Origin of the sequence: Streptomyces sp. NPDC056160 (assembly GCF_042268205.1) — a bacterium.
Classification (GTDB): Bacteria; Actinomycetota; Actinomycetes; order Streptomycetales; family Streptomycetaceae; genus Streptomyces.
In genome coordinates this window covers 1-15,985 of the sequence record NZ_JBHJUW010000027.1, presented here as the reverse complement: position 1 = coordinate 15,985, position 15,985 = coordinate 1, and the positions used below count along the sequence as shown (strand labels likewise).

Here is a 15,985-nt window from a genome sequence, read left to right as displayed (position 1 = left end):
ACGACGAACCGAGAACGAGGACCGAGATCGACGAACCGAGAACGACAGACCGGGAAATCCCCCCGCCGTTCACCGCCCCCCCAGGAGGAACCGTTCCCATGACCACACCCGTCCAGGTGATCAGCGTCCCCGCCGGCCCCGAGCGCTACGCGTACGCCTTCGGCGGCGGCTCGCCCGTGGTGACGGTGGAGCCCGGCTCGCTCGTCGAACTGACCACCGAGGACTGCTTCGGCGGCCGGGTGCGCGGGCCCGCCGATCTGCCGAGCCAGGTCTGCGCCTTCCCGTACCTGAACCCGGTGACCGGGCCGATCGCCGTCGCCGGTGCGGAGCCGGGTGACGCGCTCGCGGTGCACTTCGTGGACATCTCGCCGGCCCGCGACTGGGGTGTGTCCAGTACGTTCCCGCACTTCGGCGCGTTGACCACCACCCACACCACGGCCATGCTGCATCCGGCGCTGGAGGAGCGGGTCTGGGTCTACGCCATCGACACGGAGGCCGGCACCTGCCGGTTCGAGGCCACCCGCGGCGACTTCGCGGTGGACCTGCCGCTGGACCCGATGCACGGCACCGTCGGGGTGGCCCCGGCGGCGGGTGAGCGGCTGATGTCCATCTCCCCCGGTGTCCACGGCGGCAACATGGACACGCCCGAGCTGCGGGCGGGTACCACCGTCTACTTCGGGGTCAACGTCGAGGGTGCGATGCTCGCCGTCGGGGACGGCCATGCCCGCCAGGGCGAGGGCGAGGTGTGCGGGACGGCGGTGGAGACGGCCATGAACACGGTGGTGGCCATCGACCTCGTCAAGGGCGGCGCCCCTGCCGTGCCCCGGCTGGAGAACGACGAGTTCCTGCTGAGCACAGGTCATGCCCGGCCGCTGGAGGACGCGTTCCGCATCAGTCAGCACGACCTCGTGCAGTGGACGTCCGAGCTGCTCGGACTCGACCGGCTGGACGCCTACCAGTTGGTCAGCCAGACGGGGCTCGCGCCGGCGGCGAACGTCTGCGACACCCAGTACACGATGGTCGCCAAGCTGCCCAAGCGGGTGCTGGGGCGGGCCCGCGCCTTCGACGGGATCCACGAGCGGCTGCGGGACCTCGGCGCCGGGTACCTGCGGCAGCGCTGAGCCGCGGCGCGCGGGAGACGGGGCCCGCGGGTGGTCCAGTGGGCCGTCGCGGGCCCTGTGCAGGCGGATGACCCGCCGACCCGCCAGATTGGTCTAGTCCCATTTTGGTCCAGACCATTGACCCACCCGGTGGCCGGGCGCTATCCCATACGCATCAACACCTCCCTTCCGTACGGGCATTGGCGAAACCCCACTCCTCACACCGGGACTGACATGAGACTCATGCGTTCCTTCCGCGCGGTCCTCACCGCGGCCGTCACCACGGCGGCCTCGGTGGGCCTCGCCCTGACGGGCACCGGCACGGCACAGGCGGCGACTGAGCTGCCCGCCCACGTCTTCGCCCCCTACTTCGAGGCCTGGACCGGCGAGAGCCCCGCGGCCCTGGCCGCCCAGTCCGGTGCCAAGCACCTGACGATGGCGTTCCTCCAGACCGCCTCCAAGGGCTCCTGCACGCCGTACTGGAACGGCGACACCGGCATGCCGATCTCCTCGTCGACCTTCGGCAGCGACATCAAGACCATCCAGGGCAACGGCGGGGACGTCATCCCCTCCTTCGGCGGCTACACCGCCGACACCACGGGCACCGAGATCGCCGACAGCTGCACCGACGTCCAGCAGATCGCCGCCGCGTACGAGAAGGTCATCACCACCTACGACATCTCGCGGCTCGACATGGACATCGAGGCCGACTCCATCGACAACGCCGCCGGCATCGACCGCCGCAACAAGGCGATCAAGCTGGTCCAGGACTGGGCGGCGGCCAACGGGCGCAAGGTGGAGTTCTCGTACACCCTGCCGACCACCACCCACGGCCTCGCCGACAACGGCGTCCAGCTGCTGCGCAACGCGGTGAGCAACGGCACCCGGCTCGACGTCGTGAACCTCATGACGTTCGACTACTACGACAACCAGTCCCACGACATGGCGAAGGACACCCAGACCGCCGCCCAGGGCCTGGTCGACACGCTCACCCAGCTCTACCCGAACAAGACCTCCGCGCAGTTGTGGGGCATGGTCGGCATCACCGAGATGCCCGGCGTCGACGACTTCGGGCCGGCCGAGACGTTCAGCCTGGCGAACGCGACCACGGTCTACAACTGGGCCGTCTCCAAGGGCATCGACATGCTGTCCTTCTGGGCGCTCCAGCGTGACAACGGGAGTTGCGCGGGCGGCGCCGCCGCCGACAACTGCTCGGGCATCCAGCAGAACACCTGGGACTTCTCCCACATCTTCGAGCCGTTCACCAGCGGCAGCACCGCCCCGGCCGACGACTTCTCCGTGTCGCTCGGCGCGTCCTCCGGGACGGTGACCGCGGGGCAGTCCGCCACCACCACGGTGAAGACGGCCGTGACCAAGGGCAACGCGCAGACGGTGAACCTCAGCGTCAGCGGTGCCCCGGCCGGCGTCACCGCCTCGCTCAGCCCGGCCTCGGTCACGGCGGGCGGCTCCGCGACGCTGACCCTCGCCACCACCTCGGCCGCGGTCTCGGGCACGTACACCATCACCGTCACCGGTTCGAGCGCCTCCGGCAGCCACTCGGCGACGTACGCCCTGACCGTCACCGGCGGCAACGGCAACCAGTGCACCGCCGCCCCGTGGTCCAAGTCCACCGTCTACACCGGCGGCCAGCAGGTCTCGTACAAGGGCCACAACTGGAAGGCCAAGTGGTGGACGACGGGCGAGGAGCCCGGCACCACCGGCCAGTGGGGCGTCTGGCAGGACCTCGGCGCCTGCTGACCGAGCCCGGCCCCGTACGTGAGTGGCCCGGAGACCGCCCCGAAGGGCGCGGCCTCCGGGCCACTCACGCGCCTCGGCGCCGTCAGTACCGCTGGGCCTTCGTCAGCCGGGCCGTCAGCTTCTTCTCCTCCGACTGGCGGCTGAACGCGATCGGCTGCGCCTTCTTCCCGGGTTCCAGGTCCTGTGCCCCGACGTACCGGGTCTCGGCCACCTTGCCGTCGGCGTCGACGAAGTCGATCTGGGCGGCGTACGACGCCTTGCGGTCGGTCCTGTTGGTGATGGTCACCAGGACGGCGAGCACCCCGCCCGTCCGGTCCTTGGGCAGCCCGGTCATCCCGACCTCGGAGAGCGCGTTGCCCCTGCCGTGCACACTCTTCAGTTCCTTCTCGGCCGCCGCGGCGGAGCGGGCGGTGTCCGCCGACACGGACGCCTCGAACGCGGAGGCGCGGGCTTCGGCGGAGGACGCCGCGGCCGACGCCGAGGCCCGGGCGGAGGAGACGGCCGCGGAGGCCGACGAGGCCAGCGCGGAGGGCAGGGTACCCGCGGAGAACGAGGCCGTGTTCGGTGCGCCGGGGGACCGGCCGGATCCCGATCCGCCGCCGTTGGAGTTGCCGCCGCCGCATCCGGTCAGCGTGCCGGCCGCCAGCGTGCAGGTCAGTACGGCCACCGCCAGGGCGGTGGGGCGCGGCCCGGCGAGGCCTGCGCGACGCGGAAGAGGCATCGGCCCGTCCTTCGGGGTGGGGGAATCCTGAGCCCATCGTCGGCGCCGGCCCCCCGGCGCGCGACTCGGCCGCCGCCGGCCCGGTGACGCCCTCCCCGCGCGGCGGGAAGAGCGGCGAACGGGATCAGTTCTTGCGGGCGACGATGATGTCCCGGTTGATCGCCTGGTCCACCCGGTGGACGAAGCCCCGGTACGCCTCGGAGTCACGGACGGTGAACCCGTGGGCGGCGAGGATCTCGGCCAGCTGTTCCCGCCCGGCCACCAGCGTGTTCCAGGAGATGCCGAGGGCGCCGCCCGGCCGCAGCAGGGGCTCCCAGACCGGCACGGCGGCGGCCAGCAGGTCGACGGGGCTGCGGGAGAGCCGTCCGGCGTTCCCGCCGCCGTGCGGCCGGCTGCCGTGCTGCACGCCGTACGGGGCGTCGGTGACGATCAGGTCGAACTCGCCGCGGCGGAAGAAGTCGCCGCTCCTGAGCGTGTCCGCGTTGACCACCGTGACGTCGATGGTGCTGCCCTCGCGGTACAGCTCCTTGGACGCCCCGAGGCCGACCTGCAGCCGGCGTCCCAGGGTCGCCTTGTTGCGGCGGACGGTCCCGGTCTCGGCGTGGTGCTTGAGCCTGCTGTTCTTCAGCCAGGTGCGGAAGAACGCCGAGTAGGCGTCGAAGTCCTTGGGGTCGATGTCGAGGCCGGTGGCGTCCATGCCGTACATGACCGCCTGGTTGAGCGTGGTGCCGCGCCCGCACATCGGGTCGAACAGGCGCATCTCGCCGGTCAGCAGCCCGCCCGGCGCGTCCGTCGCCAGCGCCGTCACGTTCACCAGCAGCTTGGTGAAGTCCTCGTTCGTCTTGCCCGCGTACTTCTGGATGGTGAGCAGGTCGCTGCTGAAGAGGTCGAGGGGCTTCCTGAGGACCGGGCGCAGCACGTCCGGCTGCTCGACGGCGAAGAGGGCGTACAGCGACGACAGGTTCGACAGCAGGCGGATCGCGGTGTCGGACAGCGGGTCGGCGGTGAAGGTGACGTAGGGCACGCCACCGATCTCGGTGACGGCGACGTCGTGGACACCGCCCTCGATCACGGTCTCGCCGAACGCCTGGAGTTCCGCCATGGCCAGGTCGGGCGCGGACCGGGCGTACACGCGGTTGTGCGAGGGCGAGACGAGAAACCCGTACCTGCTCATGTGCTTTCGGATCCTGCTTTCCAGTGGCTTCCGGCGACGGCCGCGGTGGTGGTGACGCCCGGGGCGCGGCCCTGCTCGGAGCCGGTCGGTGACACACCGACTTTACCCGAACCGCCCGGTCGGGCGCGGGGGCACCGGACCGGGCGGGCAGGGTCAGCCGCGTCGGGCGACCGAGCGTTCGAAGCGGTGGAAGGCGGTCTCCTGGCGCCACTCCAGGCGGGCCTTCAGGCTGGAGTCCAGCAGCCGGCGGCACGCCCCTGCCGGCTGGTCGACGCCCGGCCGCGTACCGCGGCAGGCGGCCTTGGCCACGTAGCCGGAGCGGGTCGGGTTGCCCTCCCACAGGCTCGCGCCCGGCGCGAAGGCGTACTCCAGGGACGCGCGTGCCAGCTTCTTCAGCTCGGCGTAGTGCAGCGCGTAGGTGCGGGCGGCGTACGCGTACTCGTGGGTGATGTCGATGCGGCTGACACCGGGGTCGTCGGTGGCGAGCACGACCGGTACGCCGTAGCGGCGGTAGGTGTTGAAGGGGTGGTCGGCGCCCTTGACGCCGAGGATCTGGGCGTTGCTGGTGAACGGCACCTCGACGGCCGTCTCACGGGCGGCCATGGTGCGGGCGGTGCGCTGCCAGTCGTCCTCGTGGACCAGGTCGACACCGTGGCCGACGCGTTCGGCACCGGCGACGTCCACCGCCTCCTTGATGTGGAACTTCAGGTCCTCGGGCTTGACCAGGCCGGGCCACAGCTCCCCGGCGTGCAGGGTGAGGTGGGCGTGCGGGTAGACGCCGCGCAGGTACTTGAGCATGCGCATCTGCAGGCTGTAGTTGCGCAGGGAGCTGTCCCAGTCCTCGGGCTGGACCAGGTTGACGGCGACGAAGCGGTGGTCGCGCTCGGCCAGGCGCATGCCGAGGGCCATCTGCGTGAACACCCGCACCGGCGAACTGCCGCGTGAGACCTGGGAGATCCAGCGCACGGGGAGCGTGCAGCCGGGCCGGGCCGCGCGCGTGCCGCAGTGCTCGGTGGTGCGGAACTCCGCGTCGGAGTCGTCGGTCTCCTTGCGTGCCTCGCCCACCAGCCGGTCGAGTCCGCCGCCGGCCGTGAGCTTGCGGTGCAGTGCGGCCAGGTCGTCGTCCCACCCGACCTGGTCGGCGAGTTTCTTCGCGCCGTCCGAGGCGGGGGTGATCATGGTTTCCAGGTAGTACTGGTTCTGGACGGCCGCGTGGTCGGCCACGTCGGCGAGCAGTTTGCCGCGGTGCCGCCAGGTCACCTCGCCGAACTTTCCGAAGGTGTCGAAGAAGTGGTCGTGGCCGTTGCCGCCCGGCGGGAAGTCCTGCATGGACCAGGCGCGCAGGATCGCCTCACGGAAGGCCTTGTCGGTGCGGGCGTCCGCGGCGGGGCGGGTGCCCGGCCCGCACGGCGGGGCCTGAGCGGTCATCGTCGCGGTGTCGACGCACAGCCCGTCCTCGGCTGCCAGTTCGATGAGGTACTCCGTGGTGACCGCCCCGGAGAGGTGGTTGTGCAGGTCGCCGCCCTTGGGCATGCGCTCGAAGAAGCGGCGCAGGGCCCGGGGGTCGCGCCGGATCGAGCGCAGGTAGGCGTCGGTCGCGGCCTCCGCCGGTGTCGTGGACGGCCGTACGGCTCCGGGCCGGCCGCCGGCCGGGGCGGGCGTGTCGGCGGCGACGGCGGGCGAGGCCGGGGACGCGGTGAGGGTGGACAGCGCCGCGAGGCACACGAGACCTGAGGTGACCAGGCTCCTGCGTCGGCGCCCGGACCTGGTGGGTTCGGTAATCACGCCTGCATCATCACGAGCCGCGGCAGCCCTGTTCCGGCGAGCGCGCGGAGATCCACTCGACAGGTTGAATGCTCCCCTCCCTTCAGGGGGGGGATTCCTGGCTCAGGCTGCCTCCCGGAGCGGCGCTCCGGGAGGTCTTGCGCCCTCGTCACCAGCCGGGTCCAGACCTGCCCGGACGCGCATCACACGCGCGGAGTTCTTCGCGCACTTCCTCGCGGCGTCCTGCCGCTGCCGGGCGATCTTCGCGTACGTCTTCGCCCGCCACCGCCTCGCCTCCCGGTATCCCTTCGACGCCGCCTGCCCCCGCTCGGGTTTGCGGCGGGCCGTCATCCGGTCGTAGCGGGTGAGCTTCTCCTTCGCCTTCCGGCCGTGCTGAGGATGGGGCAGGTCGTGGGCGTCGGAGGTGGTCGTGGCCGTCTCCCGCACGCCCCAGTCGATGCCGATCACCCGGCCGGTGGACGGGAGTGGTTCGCCCGGGGCGGGGACGACGAAGGAGGCGTACCAGTGGCCGAGGCTGTCGCGGTACACCCGCAGCCGGTACGTGCACCGGGCACGCCCCACCGCACCCTCGGCCTCCCGCACCCCCGCCACACCCCCTGCCTCGCGTTCCGGTCAGCCGGCCCCGTCCGGCCGACTGACACTGACCGTATGTGCGAGCCCCGCACACACGCACGCCCTTACCGTCACGCTCACCCCAACTCGTGAACGGCAGTATGCGTGTTCGTATTCGCCCAGCCGCCGGCTGGCAAGGCGATTCCTCCCCGGCGTGAACGCCGGGGCCTCCACGCAAGAGAACGGTCAACCGCAAACCGGTCCCGGGGACCAGGCTGTTGATACTCCTGTAGGCAGGTCGGGCACCCGGGCCGGACGGCGCCGTCCGGCCCGCGGAGATCCGCGTCGGGGCGGGCGAGGAGCCGTCCCGGCCCCGGCCGCCCCCGCGATCCCCGTCACCCCGCCCCCGCTCAGCCCTCGCCCACCAGGTCGAGGTCGTCCCGGGAGGCCGCCACCGGCGTGCTCTGCGGAACGGACCACGTGCGCTCCAGGGGCCGCGACACATCCCGCCACCAAGGGCGCGTGGGGAGTTCCCCGGCAGGCTCGAACGGCTCCCCCGGGCAGGGGAACGCGACCGCCTGCCCGGCCTCCTCGGCCGCCTCCTTGGTCCACTCCCCCGGCTCCGCCCATGGGTGCGGGGCCAGGTTGAACGTGCCCCAGTGGATCGGCAGCAGCACGCCGCCCGGGCCGCCTTGCTGGAGGTCGAGGTGCGCCCGCAGCGCTTGTGCCGGCGTCATGTGGATGTCGGTCCAGAACTCGGAGTACGCGCCGAGCTGGATCATCGTGACGTCGAACGGGCCGTGGTCGGCGCCGATGTCCTTGAAGCCCTCGAAGTAGCCGGTGTCGCCGCTGTGGTAGACGCGGTGTCCGGCGCCCGTGACGACCCAGGAGGCCCACAGGGTGTGCTGGGTGTTGCGCAGGCCACGGCCGCAGAAGTGCCGTGCCGGGGTCGCGGTCAGGGTGAGTCCGCCGACCTCGGTCGCCTCGTGCCAGTCCAGCTCGCGCAGGCGGTCGGCCGGAACGCCCCAGTGTTCGAGGTGCGCCCCGACGCCGAGCGGCACGGCGAAGAGGGTGTCCGTGCCGGCCAGTGCCTTGATCGTGGGCATGTCCAAGTGGTCGTAGTGGTCGTGGGAGATGACGACCACGTCGACCGGGCCGAGCGCGGCCAGCGGCAGGGGCACCGGGTGCAGGCGGCGGGGGCCGGCGAAGGGGAACGGCGAACAGCGCTCGCCCCACACGGGGTCGAAGAGCACCCGCCGGCCGTCGATCTCCACGAGGACGCTGGAGTGGCCCAGCCAGGTCACCCGCAGTCCGGTGGCCGCGGGGCGGGCCAGGTCCGCGAAGGTCGTGGCGTGCACGGGGATGTTGCCCAGGGGGGCGCGGCGGGTGCGCTGCTCCTTGTCGAAGTACAGCTTGGCGAAGTCCCACGCGGTGCCCGAGGGCCGCGTCCGCGCCTCGCCTCCGGGATTCTGGAAGACGCCGTCCTTGAAGTGGGGGGACCGGCGGATCCGCGCCATGCGCGCACCGCCGGGGTCCACACCGAAGGCCTCGGGCCGCAGGGCGCTGAGCCCGGAGCTCGGGGGACGGAAGCCGGCCACGTTACCTCCACAGGGGGTCGGTCAGGTTTTCCATTATGAAGGGGCCGCCGGGTGTCCCACCGGCCGCCCGGCGCGCGACCGGTCACTGCCCCCCGCACGCACCTTGCCTCCCGGGCAAGACCCATTAGGGTGACCGCGTGGCGCGAGTGCGGTTGAGTGGGGCGGAGCGGCGTGAGGAGTTGCTGCGGGCCGCCATCGGGCAGATCGAGGCGCGGGGCGTGTCAGCGGTACGGATCGCCGACGTGGCCTCGGTGCTCGGGGTGAGCAACGCGCTGGTGCTCTATCACTTCTCCACCAAGGAGAACCTCGTGGCCGCCGCGTTCGCCCACGCGGCCGAGGACGACCTCGCGCGCCTGCGTGCGCTGCTCGGCCGGCGTACGAGTGCGCTGCGCCGGCTGCGGGCCGCCCTGCGCTGGTACGCGCCCACCGGCAACGCGAAGGGCTGGCGGCTGTGGGTCGAGGGGTGGGCCGCCGCGCTGCGGGAGCCGGCCCTGCGCCAGGTCGCCCGGGACCTCGACCGGCAGTGGAAGGCGGCCCTCACCGGGGTCGTGGCCGAGGGGGTGGCCGCGGGCGAGTTCCGCTGCCCGGACCCCGACGGCACGGCCCTGCGCCTCACGGCCCTCCTGGACGGACTCGCCGTACAGCTGACCTGCTACGGCGGCACGGTCTCCCGCGCCCGGGCACAGGAATGGGTGGACGAGGCCCTGGCTCGCGAACTGGGCCTGGAGCGGCAGGCGTTGGCGACTGCGGTCCGCTGAACCACGCCCGAGGGCCGCTGCGCCCGCCGTACTCCCGCGTCGCCCCCCACCATCGCCCTCCTCCGGCGCCCGGCCGCGCGGCCGCGGCCCCCGCCCCGGTCCCCCGGGGCGGAGCACCCCGGACCGGTCCGACGGCACGGTGGCCGCGCGGCTCAGGCCACCGAAGCGATCCGGGTCCTGATGTCGTCCGGGGACAGCGCGCCCTTGGCCGTCACGTCGTCCCCCGAGGACTGCCCGCGCAGACGGCGGCCGATCCAGGGGACCAGGTACTCGCGGGCCCAGTGGACGTCGTCGCGACGGATGTCCAGCGTGCCGCGCGGCGGCAGCGGGGGCCAGGGCTGCTCCGGGTCGGCCGGGACGTCGACGCCGAGGATCTGGCCGGCCCGCAGCGCGACGCGGGTGTGCCCCTCGGGAGACAGGTGCAGCCGGTCGTGGTCCCAGGCCCGGCGGTCCTGCACGGTCTTCAGGGACCACAGGTCGAGCACCGGGCAGCCGTAGCGGTCGGCGATGGCCCGCACATGGCCGTTGTACGTGGCGATCTTGCCGCGCAGGTGCTTGAGCACGGGCACGCCGCGGGTGTCGAACCCGGTGGTGACCATCACGGTCCCGGCCGCGGAGGCGAGGTGGGCGACCGCCTTCTCGAAACGCTCGGCCACGTCGTCCGGGTCGGTCCCGGGCCGGATGATGTCGTTGCCGCCCGCACAGAGGGAGACCAGGTCGGGGGCGAGCTCGGCGGCCCGCGGCACCTGGTCCGCCACGATCTGGTCGAGCAGCTTCCCGCGCACGGCTAGGTTCGTGTACTGGAAGTCGCCCTCGGGTCGCCGGTCGGCGAGCAGGACCGCGAACCGGTCGGCCCAGCCGACGAACGCCCCGTCGGGTCCGGGGTCTCCCACGCCTTCGGTGAAGCTGTCCCCCACCGCCACGTACGACCCGATCACTGATCTGCTGTCACTCTTCGAATCGTCTGCCACGTCGGCCCATGATTCACCTTCGAATGTGACCTACGCGACCGTAGGCAGGGGTTGACGGACGGTGAGAAAGGCCACTTCAACATCATCTCGTGGTCGGGAATACACGCGGCGCGGGCAGCGGAGGAAGGGGTCTCCATGACCCGCGTCACCCCGTCCCCGCCGTCGATGTTGCCTCAGGCAGCCATGTCGTATCGTCGGGATCGCGCCCGCCGCCGAGCCGTGGCGGCGGGGCCGAGAGGGAGGAGTCCCCGTGACGCAGCAGGTCCCGTCGACCGAGCCGGAGCTGACCGGAGTGCGCAACTTCCGCGATGTGGGCGGCCTGCCGACCGTGGACGGCCGGCGGGTGCGGCACGGGGTGCTGTTCCGCAGCGGTCATCTCGCGCACGCGACCGCCGAGGACGCCGTCTTCCTCGCCTCCCTCGGCCTGCACACCGTCTTCGACTTCCGCAACGCGGCCGACAGGAAGCTGGAGGGGCCGGACGTCGAGCTGCCCGGCGTGCGCAACGTGAACCTGCCGCTGAGCGACCCCGCCGACGGCGCCGAGTTCTGGAAGATGGTCCGCGACGGCGACCTCGACCAGCTGCGGGCGATCCTGGACGACGGCCAGGGCGCCGCCCGGATGATCGCCTCCTACCGCACGATCATGAAGGAGCGCACCGCCGAGCACTCCCGGGTACTGCACGCGCTCGCCGAGGACAGCGTCCCGGCCCTGATGCACTGCGCCGCGGGCAAGGACCGGGCCGGCCTGTCGATCGCCGTGACGCTGCTCGCCCTGGGCGTGGAGCGGGAGGCGATCGTCGCGGACTACCTGGAGTCCAACGCCCGGCACCGCCGCTACAAGGTGCACCGCAGCGGCTCCTCCCCCTCCGCCTACTCCCCCGAGGTCATGGAGCTGCTCAGCCCGCTGTTCGACGCGCGCGCCGAGTACCTGGCGGCGGCCCTGGAGACCGTGGAGGAGACCTGGGGCGGGGTCGAGGCCTACCTGGAGCAGGGGCTGGGGCTCGCTCCGCGGACCAGGCAGCGGCTGCGCGAGCGCCTGCTGGACTGAGCCCGGCGGCCTCGGGGTGCGCGCCTCACTTGGCGCCGACCTCGAACAGCAGCCAGACGAACGCGGCGAACAGGTGTCCGACCGCGATGTAGATGATCAGCCGGACCCAGAGGGCGCGCGGGAACTTCTCCTCCATGTCTGTCATGACATCTCTCCGGTGTGGGGGCCCAGGCACAGCGCGGCCGTGGGACTCTGCAACAGGGTGTGGACGAAGAGCAGCTCCAGGCCGTCCGGGTCCTCGGCGGCGATGCGGTGCGGGGTCAGCGAGTCGAAGTGCGCGCTGTCCCCGGGGGCGAGCAGGTGCGTGCTGTCGCCCAGCCGCAGCCGCAGCCGCCCCTTGAGGACGTACAGCCATTCCTCGCCGGGGTGGACCCGTACGATGTCGCCCTGCGAGCCGTGGGGCACGTTGACCCGCAGGGTCTGCATGCCGCGCCCGGCAGCACCGGCCTGGTGGTAGGTCCAGCCGCCGGCCCGCGTGGGCTCCATGTCGGCGGCCCGGACGATCGCGTCCCGTTCGGCGACGCTCTCCCCGAGCAGTTCGGAGACCGTCGTACCGTAGATGCGGGCGAGTGCCAGCAGCATCGGCAGCGAGGGCTGGCGCTGCCCCGTCTCCAGGCGGGACAGGTGTGCGGGCGACAGCCCGGCGGCGCGGGCCGCGGCCTCCAGGGTGAGGGAGGCGCGGCGGCGGAGCGCGCGCAGCTGGGGCGCGACGGCGGGCAGGTCGTCGGCCTGGCCCGCCGGTGGCCCGGACTCGGGAGTGCTCATGCCTCCATTCAGCCGCAGGATTGCCCCTGGGGCAAATTTATTGCCTCAGAGGCAAATCGCCGCGGCGCACCCGTGCGGTGCCCCCGCCTCCCGGGAGGGCTACCGGTTGGCCACCGCCTGCTTGACCAGTGTCTTGCCGAAGTCCCACATCAGGCCGCCGCCGTGCGCGTCGTCCATCACCGCGGTGAAGGCGTCCACGAACCGGTCGACGTCCTGCTCGCCGACGACCAGCGGCGGGATCAGCTTGATCACCTCCAGGTGGTCGCCGGAGACCTGGGTGAGGATCCGGTGGCGCTGGAGCAGCGGGACGACCACCATCTGCGCGAACAGGCCCTTGCGGGCCGCCTGGAGCATGGTCCACCGGCCGCGCAGCTTCAGCGACCTGGGCCTGCCGAACTCGATGCCGATCATCAGGCCCCGGCCGCGCACGTCGGCGAGCAGCTCGTACTTGTCGGTCAGCGCCGCCAGGCGGGACCTGAGCAGATCGCCGGTGGCCCGCGCGTTGGCCACGATCTGCTCGTTCTCCATGACGGAGAGGACGGCGAGGCCCGCCGCCATGGCCTGCGCGTTGGAGCCGAAGCTCGCCGAGTGCACCAGCACCCGGTCGATCGATGAGTAGACCTTTTTGAAGATCCAGTCCTTGCCGAGGGTCGCGCTCACCGGGACGTAGCCGCCGGAGAGGGCCTTGGCCACGCACACCAGGTCCGGCTCCACACCGTCCTCGTGCTGGTAGGCGTAGAAGTCGCCGGTGCGGCCCAGGCCGGTCTGCACCTCGTCGGCGATGAGCAGCGCCTTGTGCCGGTGCAGCAGCTCCTGCGCGGCCCGCAGGTAGCCCGGCGGGGTCTCGTGCACGCCCTTGCCCTGGATGGGTTCGACGATCAGGGCGGCCACGTCGCCCTTCTTCAGCTCGCGGGCGAGCGCGTCGAGGTCACCGAGCGGGATCGCGGTGTCGGGCAGCAGCGGGGCGAAGCCGTCGCGGAAGCCCTCCTCGCCGTTCACGGACAGCGAGCCGGTGGTCAGGCCGTGGAAGGCGTGCTCGCAGTGCAGGATCCGCGGTTTCCCGGTGGCGCGGCGGGCGAACTTGAGCGCGGTCTCCACCGCCTCGGTGCCGCTGTTGCCGAAGAAGACCCGGTCCAGGTGCGGGCTGTGCGTGAGCAGCCGCTCCGCCAGCAGGCCGGGCAGCGGCTGGCAGTCGAAGCGGGTGAGGTCGGCGAGCCGGGCGTCCAGCACGTCGTGCAGGGCCTTGCGGACGACGGGGTGGTGCCGGCCCAGGCCCATCACGCCGAACCCGGCGAGCATGTCCAGGTAGTCGTTGCCGTCGGCGTCCCAGAAGTGCGCGCCCTCGGCCCGCTCGTAGACCTTGTCGAAACCGATGGTGTGCAGCATGCGCGGCAGCTGGTGGTTCAGGTGCTTGCTGTGCAGCTCGTAGCGCTCGGCGCCGCGCTCGGCCAGGAGGGTGCCGAGGTCGAACTCCGTGGTCATTCAGTCTTCTCCTTGACTGCCGTGCCGCTCCCGGCGGGCTTCTGTGCCGGGACGGTCCCCGCCTGCGCCGGAACGGACCCGGCCTGCTCCTTGGCGGCGAGGCTCGCGCTGATCCGCCCGGCGACCTCGACGGGGGTGAGACCGATGTCGGCCAGCACCTCCCCGCGCTTGGCGTGCGCGAGGAACTGCTCCGGGATGCCGAACCGCCGTACCGGTACGTCCACGTCGGCATCGCCCAGGGCCAGGGCCACCGCGGAACCGACGCCCGCGGCGCGGCTGTTGTCCTCGACCACGGCCACCAGCCGGTGCCCGGCGGCCAGTGCGGGCAGCGCCGGGTCGACGGGCTTGACCCAGCGGGGGTCGACGACCGTGCAGCCGATGCCGCGCGCTCGCAGCAGCTCGGCGGCCCGCAGGCACACCGGGGCCATCACGCCGACGGCGACCAGCAGCACCTCGGGCCGCTCCGCGCGGTGCAGCACGTCCATGCCGCCCACCCGGTCGACGGCCGGGATCCGGGGGCCGACCGACTCCTTCGGGAAGCGCACCAGCGTCGGCGCGTCGTCCACGGCGACGGCCTCGCGCAACTGGGCGCGCAACTGGTCGGCGTCGCGCGGCGCGGCGATCCTCAGACCGGGGACGACCTGGAGGACGGACATGTCCCACATGCCGTTGTGGGAGGCGCCGTCGACGCCGGTGACGCCGGCCCGGTCCAGGACGAAGGTGACGCCGCAGCGGTGCAGCGCCACGTCCATGAGCAACTGGTCGAAGGCGCGGTTGAGGAAGGTGGCGTAGACGGCGACGACCGGGTGCAGACCGCCGGTGGCGAGGCCGGCCGCGGAGACGGCGGCGTGCTGTTCGGCGATGCCGACGTCCCACACCCGGCCGGGGAACCGCTCGGCGAACTTGCCGAGACCCACCGGGTGCAGCATGGCCGCCGTGATCGCCACGACGTCGTCGCGCTCCTCACCGATCCGTACGATCTCGTCGCCGAACACGGAGGTCCAGGACGGACCGCCGGACGGGGCGAGGGGCGCGCAGGTGAGCGGGTCCATCGCGCCGACGGTGTGGAAGTGGTCCGCCTCGTCGGCGAGGGCGGGCTCGTAGCCGCGGCCCTTCTCGGTGAGGCAGTGGACGAGGACCGGCCCGTGGAAGCGTTTGGCGCGCCGCAGCGCCGACTCCAGGGCGCGCATGTCGTGTCCGTCGATCGGGCCGAGGTACTTCAGTCCCAGGTCCTCGAACATGCCCTGCGGCGCGAAGGCGTCCTTGAAGCCCTTCTTCGCGCCGTGCAGCGACTCGTACAGGGTGCCGCCGACGACGGGGGTGCGCTGGAGCACCTCTTTGCCCCACGCCAGGACCTTCTCGTAGCCGTCGGTGGTGCGCAGGGCGGCCAGGTGGTTGGCGAGGCCGCCGATGGTGGGCGCGTAGGAGCGCTCGTTGTCGTTGACGACGATGATGAGCGGCCGGTCGCGGGCGGCGGCGATGTTGTTCAGTGCCTCCCAGGCCATGCCGCCGGTCAGCGCGCCGTCACCGATGACGGCGACGACGTGCCCCTTCTCCCCTCGCACCTCGCGCGCCTTGGCGAGCCCGTCGGCCCAGCCCAGCGCGGTGGAGGCGTGGCTGTTCTCGATGACGTCGTGCTCGGACTCCTCGCGGGAGGGGTAGCCGGACAGGCCGCCCTTGCCGCGCAGCTTGGAGAAGTCCTGACGTCCGGTCAGCATCTTGTGCACGTAGCTCTGGTGGCCGGTGTCCCACAGGATCCGGTCGGCCGGTGACTCGAAGACCCGGTGCAGGGCGACGGTGAGTTCCACCACCCCCAGGTTGGGCCCGAGGTGACCGCCGGTCCTGGCCACCGCGTGCACCAGGAAGTCACGTATCTCGTCGGACAGTTCGCCGAGTTCCGCCTCGGACAGCGCCTTCAGGTCGCGTGGTCCCCGGATGCTCTCCAGAATGGTCACGCTGGGCCCCCTCTCGGTCCGTGCCGTACTTCAACTCACCGTCACCGTCGGTGTTCCCGTGGCGGTGGGGGCGTCCGCGACGCCGTCCTGTTCCATCTGCTCGGCGAGCTTCGTCGCCTCTTCGATCAGGGTCTCCACGATCTTCGACTCGGGCACCGTCTTGATCACCTCGCCCTTGACGAAGATCTGCCCCTTGCCGTTGCCGGACGCCACACCCAGATCAGCCTCACGCGCCTCACCGGGACCATTGACCACACAGCCCATGACGGCCACCCGCAGCGGAACCTCCATACCGGTCAGACCCGCCGTGACCTCCTC

Annotated in this window: 14 protein-coding genes and 1 pseudogene; 4 read left to right on the top strand and 11 right to left on the bottom strand. The window is 72.1% G+C overall.

Going from position 1 to position 15,985, the window contains the following annotated elements; genetic code table 11:
- The first annotated feature begins 98 nt into the window (after positions 1-98).
- Together ACFC02_RS12825 and ACFC02_RS12820 are read left to right on the top strand one after the other, a co-directional pair.
- Positions 99-1,121: an acetamidase/formamidase family protein gene (locus ACFC02_RS12825; protein WP_376355812.1), complete on the top strand. Its 1,023-nt coding sequence runs from the start codon at positions 99-101 to the stop codon at positions 1,119-1,121.
- A 213-nt stretch (positions 1,122-1,334) separates the two neighbouring features.
- On the top strand, positions 1,335-2,858 hold the full coding sequence (locus ACFC02_RS12820) for a glycosyl hydrolase family 18 protein (protein WP_376355810.1): 1,524 nt from the start codon (positions 1,335-1,337) through the stop codon (positions 2,856-2,858).
- An 82-nt stretch (positions 2,859-2,940) separates the two neighbouring features.
- On the opposite strand, the gene ACFC02_RS12815 is transcribed toward ACFC02_RS12820, so the two are convergent.
- The 5 genes and pseudogenes from ACFC02_RS12815 to ACFC02_RS12795 form a co-directional block, all read right to left on the bottom strand.
- Positions 2,941-3,579: a hypothetical protein gene (locus tag ACFC02_RS12815; RefSeq protein ID WP_376355808.1), complete on the bottom strand. Its 639-nt coding sequence runs from the start codon at positions 3,577-3,579 to the stop codon at positions 2,941-2,943.
- 124 nt (positions 3,580-3,703) lie between these two features.
- Positions 3,704-4,753, bottom strand: coding sequence for a TRM11 family SAM-dependent methyltransferase (locus tag ACFC02_RS12810; protein WP_376355806.1), 1,050 nt, complete (start codon positions 4,751-4,753; stop codon positions 3,704-3,706).
- A 153-nt stretch (positions 4,754-4,906) separates the two neighbouring features.
- Positions 4,907-6,538, bottom strand: coding sequence for an adenosine deaminase (locus tag ACFC02_RS12805; protein ID WP_376355804.1), 1,632 nt, complete (start codon positions 6,536-6,538; stop codon positions 4,907-4,909).
- A 102-nt stretch (positions 6,539-6,640) separates the two neighbouring features.
- Positions 6,641-7,072, bottom strand: a pseudogene (locus ACFC02_RS12800) (transposase); the annotation flags it as partial.
- A 428-nt stretch (positions 7,073-7,500) separates the two neighbouring features.
- Entirely contained in the window at positions 7,501-8,688 is a 1,188-nt protein-coding gene (locus ACFC02_RS12795) for an MBL fold metallo-hydrolase (protein ID WP_376355803.1), read from the bottom strand.
- A gap of 137 nt (positions 8,689-8,825) precedes the next feature.
- On the opposite strand from ACFC02_RS12795, the gene ACFC02_RS12790 reads away from it, so the two are divergent.
- Complete coding sequence (locus ACFC02_RS12790; protein ID WP_376355801.1) at positions 8,826-9,446, top strand: TetR/AcrR family transcriptional regulator; 621 nt, start codon at positions 8,826-8,828, stop codon at positions 9,444-9,446.
- Positions 9,447-9,598: 152 nt separating this feature from the next.
- Here ACFC02_RS12790 and ACFC02_RS12785 read toward each other — a convergent pair whose 3' ends face one another.
- On the bottom strand, positions 9,599-10,384 hold the full coding sequence (locus tag ACFC02_RS12785; RefSeq protein ID WP_376355917.1) for an SGNH/GDSL hydrolase family protein: 786 nt from the start codon (positions 10,382-10,384) through the stop codon (positions 9,599-9,601).
- 283 nt (positions 10,385-10,667) lie between these two features.
- Here ACFC02_RS12785 and ACFC02_RS12780 point away from each other — a divergent pair, with 283 nt between their 5' ends.
- Complete coding sequence (locus ACFC02_RS12780; RefSeq protein ID WP_376355799.1) at positions 10,668-11,465, top strand: tyrosine-protein phosphatase; 798 nt, start codon at positions 10,668-10,670, stop codon at positions 11,463-11,465.
- 25 nt (positions 11,466-11,490) lie between these two features.
- On the opposite strand, the gene ACFC02_RS12775 is transcribed toward ACFC02_RS12780, so the two are convergent.
- From ACFC02_RS12775 to ACFC02_RS12755, 5 genes are all read right to left on the bottom strand, one after another.
- Positions 11,491-11,610: a DUF6126 family protein gene (locus ACFC02_RS12775; RefSeq protein ID WP_037864074.1), complete on the bottom strand. Its 120-nt coding sequence runs from the start codon at positions 11,608-11,610 to the stop codon at positions 11,491-11,493.
- Positions 11,607-12,230 (bottom strand): helix-turn-helix domain-containing protein, encoded by a 624-nt coding sequence (locus ACFC02_RS12770; protein ID WP_376355796.1) that lies wholly within the window; start codon positions 12,228-12,230, stop codon positions 11,607-11,609. The genes ACFC02_RS12775 and ACFC02_RS12770 overlap by 4 nt, the downstream gene beginning before the upstream one ends.
- A gap of 99 nt (positions 12,231-12,329) precedes the next feature.
- Positions 12,330-13,712 (bottom strand): aspartate aminotransferase family protein, encoded by a 1,383-nt coding sequence (locus ACFC02_RS12765; RefSeq protein ID WP_376355794.1) that lies wholly within the window; start codon positions 13,710-13,712, stop codon positions 12,330-12,332.
- The gene (gene dxs, locus ACFC02_RS12760; protein ID WP_376355792.1) at positions 13,709-15,667 is read right to left on the bottom strand and encodes a 1-deoxy-D-xylulose-5-phosphate synthase; all 1,959 of its coding nucleotides are present in this window, start codon (positions 15,665-15,667) and stop codon (positions 13,709-13,711) included. The genes ACFC02_RS12765 and dxs overlap by 4 nt, the downstream gene beginning before the upstream one ends.
- Before the next feature lie 30 nt (positions 15,668-15,697).
- Positions 15,698-15,985, bottom strand: a 288-nt coding sequence (locus ACFC02_RS12755; protein ID WP_376355790.1) for a flavodoxin-dependent (E)-4-hydroxy-3-methylbut-2-enyl-diphosphate synthase, incomplete at its 5' end; no start/stop codon positions are given.

Excerpts from the sequence above, each read along its gene's own strand:
- ACFC02_RS12820 (WP_376355810.1), top strand. The coding sequence starts at position 1,335 with ATGAGACTCATGCGTTCCTTCCGCGCGGTCCTCACCGCGGCCGTCACC.
- ACFC02_RS12815 (WP_376355808.1), bottom strand. The coding sequence starts at position 3,579 with ATGCCTCTTCCGCGTCGCGCAGGCCTCGCCGGGCCGCGCCCCACCGCC.
- ACFC02_RS12825 (WP_376355812.1), top strand. The coding sequence starts at position 99 with ATGACCACACCCGTCCAGGTGATCAGCGTCCCCGCCGGCCCCGAGCGC.
- ACFC02_RS12765 (WP_376355794.1), bottom strand. The coding sequence starts at position 13,712 with ATGACCACGGAGTTCGACCTCGGCACCCTCCTGGCCGAGCGCGGCGCC.
- ACFC02_RS12775 (WP_037864074.1), bottom strand. The coding sequence starts at position 11,610 with ATGACAGACATGGAGGAGAAGTTCCCGCGCGCCCTCTGGGTCCGGCTG.
- ACFC02_RS12770 (WP_376355796.1), bottom strand. The coding sequence starts at position 12,230 with ATGAGCACTCCCGAGTCCGGGCCACCGGCGGGCCAGGCCGACGACCTG.
- ACFC02_RS12810 (WP_376355806.1), bottom strand. The coding sequence starts at position 4,753 with ATGAGCAGGTACGGGTTTCTCGTCTCGCCCTCGCACAACCGCGTGTAC.